Annotated in this window: 2 protein-coding genes; both read right to left on the bottom strand. The window is 39.3% G+C overall.

The features are described 5' to 3' along the window. Window positions 1–235 precede the first annotated feature (235 nt). Window positions 236–658, bottom strand: a complete 423-nt coding sequence (locus HJG39_RS19100; protein WP_268411992.1) for a hypothetical protein — start codon at window positions 656–658, stop codon at window positions 236–238. Window positions 659–747: 89 nt separating this feature from the next. Further along, window positions 748–1,566 (bottom strand): hypothetical protein, encoded by an 819-nt coding sequence (locus tag HJG39_RS19095; protein WP_268411990.1) that lies wholly within the window; start codon window positions 1,564–1,566, stop codon window positions 748–750. Window positions 1,567–2,053 lie beyond the last annotated feature (487 nt).

The following is a 2,053-nucleotide window of genomic DNA, read 5'->3' as shown; positions in this document are numbered from 1 at the left end:
CCGACCTTTGCGGAAAAGTGCAACAGCATCAATAGCAACATCGCCACCGTGCTCATACTCGACTGGATTAAAGACGCTTTATCGTTTGAAAGCGGTCGCGTGGAAGAACTAGAAATTCAGCCAGATACGAATGAGTTGATTAAAGTAGAGTAACGTTAATAAAGAATAGCGTAGCGGCAGGAGTGCAATCGCCGCTGCGTTTTGTTGGCTACTTAAATTAGTGCAAAGTGCTTTGTTATTTTCCTGTTCGCCAATATGATTTTCCCTTACCAATTCTAAGTCTAGCCGGTGCTGAATATATGCGGGATAACTGCTCAAAAACAAGCTTAGGAAAAAATGACGGATCTGAGTGAGTTAAATGCCTCATATATTCATGAAACTCAGGGTGTTTAGTGCCTTTGTTAACTAATGCTTCCTGTGAACGGTAAAAATAAGAATAAGCGATTAGATGGTATCCAAGCAATTTCGTTTCCATCCTTTTTTCGGTAGTGAGTTGCCGACCATAATTTTTGATAGCTTCTTGGTGCTTAAAGTCTGGACGTAAATATTTTTTACGAAACAACTCTTTTACTTCGACAGCATTTTCTGGAATTGAAGGCAAATCCCATCCATTGCTAACGATGATCGAAACTGCCTTTTCTAAAACTTCTGAGTGCATAAGTTTCTAACTGTAACGCTCACATCACAGGAGGCAAAAGCAGAGCGAAGCTGCGCTTTTGATTTCCTGTGCATGTGCTTGTTAGAAATTCACTTCTCATTAAGCTTTTTGAATTCAACTTTTGACAAACTATCACTAACTTTAAGATCATCTGAATAATTTTGGAAACTCGATACTGAATCGCAAAAATAGTTGTGATAATTAGACAGCCATATAAATTTACTGAATACAGGAGGCTTATCAGAGTATTCAGATAAAGCCTCAATTATTCGATCTCTATGGATGGCTAGTGATTCGATGTCGAGTTCATAGCCCTCTCCTGTATCCACAACACATTCAGATAAATAGTTAATAAAGTAGCGGCCGTCACTATTTACTAATACATCATTTAGCTGAGGAGCCCACTCACCTTGATAATAGGTTAGATGATGGTCAACTAACTTCATCGTATTGTCACAAAGAACAACCATTGGATTAATAGCTGCTTTGCTTTCTAATTGATAGGCATCTATTAGCGCCTCACCATAAACATTATCATCGTCCACGAAAAGTTGGCCAACAGATAATCCGCCTCGAATAAAAAATCCTTTTAGAGCCATGGCAAATTGATATTCCTGGATAGCCCAAAGAATAAACCCGAACTCCGATTCCATATCATCGCTAAATCTAGGATGAGCCAAGAGAACATTGTCGGAAAATGACTTAAAATACAAAAGAGACTCTTCAGTCTCCTCTTTCATTTTTGCTATTTGATTTGAAAATATTTCATGAAACTCTTGAAGCAGTTGATTCCCTGTTTGATTTTTATAACTCTCCTTAGTTCTAGCTGAAAAACCTAGAAGATCTAAAAATGCACAATACGACAGCCTATGTACTGGTTTACCGTTTTCAAAAAAATCTTCATTCATAGGTGATTGTTACTCCAGTATTTCTAACAGGGTATTACTGCGAATTCTCGGTAACAACCAGCATTAGTAATGCCTCAATCTCACCACTTCGCAAACATTCCCTAATTATATCAGCACGATAGCCCAAATTACTACTCTTAACTGAGTTGATTATTTTGGTGAAAGCGAGAATTTCCACTCTAAGTTCAATACCGTGAATCGACACCAAGCTATAAGAAACAGCGGCTCGATAACATCAAAGCGCAGAGCATAAACACAGCTCCCAAGCTCCGCAGTTCTCCCCCCGCCACACCTGCGGACTTGATCTAGCGTTTTTTCTGCATGTGCAGAACGCCCATAAGCCCCTGTATAGATGGCCTAGGGCGCTTATTTAACATCATTGAGAATTCTGCATATTTCGCATTTTTCCAGCCTTAGAATGCGTTTGTGAATCAGGCTGGAATCATCACTAAGATTCAATGAATAGGGCTATGCTTCGGAAAGGGGT

This window comes from Alteromonas sp. a30 (assembly GCF_026788005.1).
Taxonomy (GTDB): domain Bacteria; phylum Pseudomonadota; class Gammaproteobacteria; order Enterobacterales; family Alteromonadaceae; genus Paraneptunicella.
Note: the sequence above shows the minus strand (reverse complement) of the source record. Positions and strands in the feature narration are given on the sequence as shown.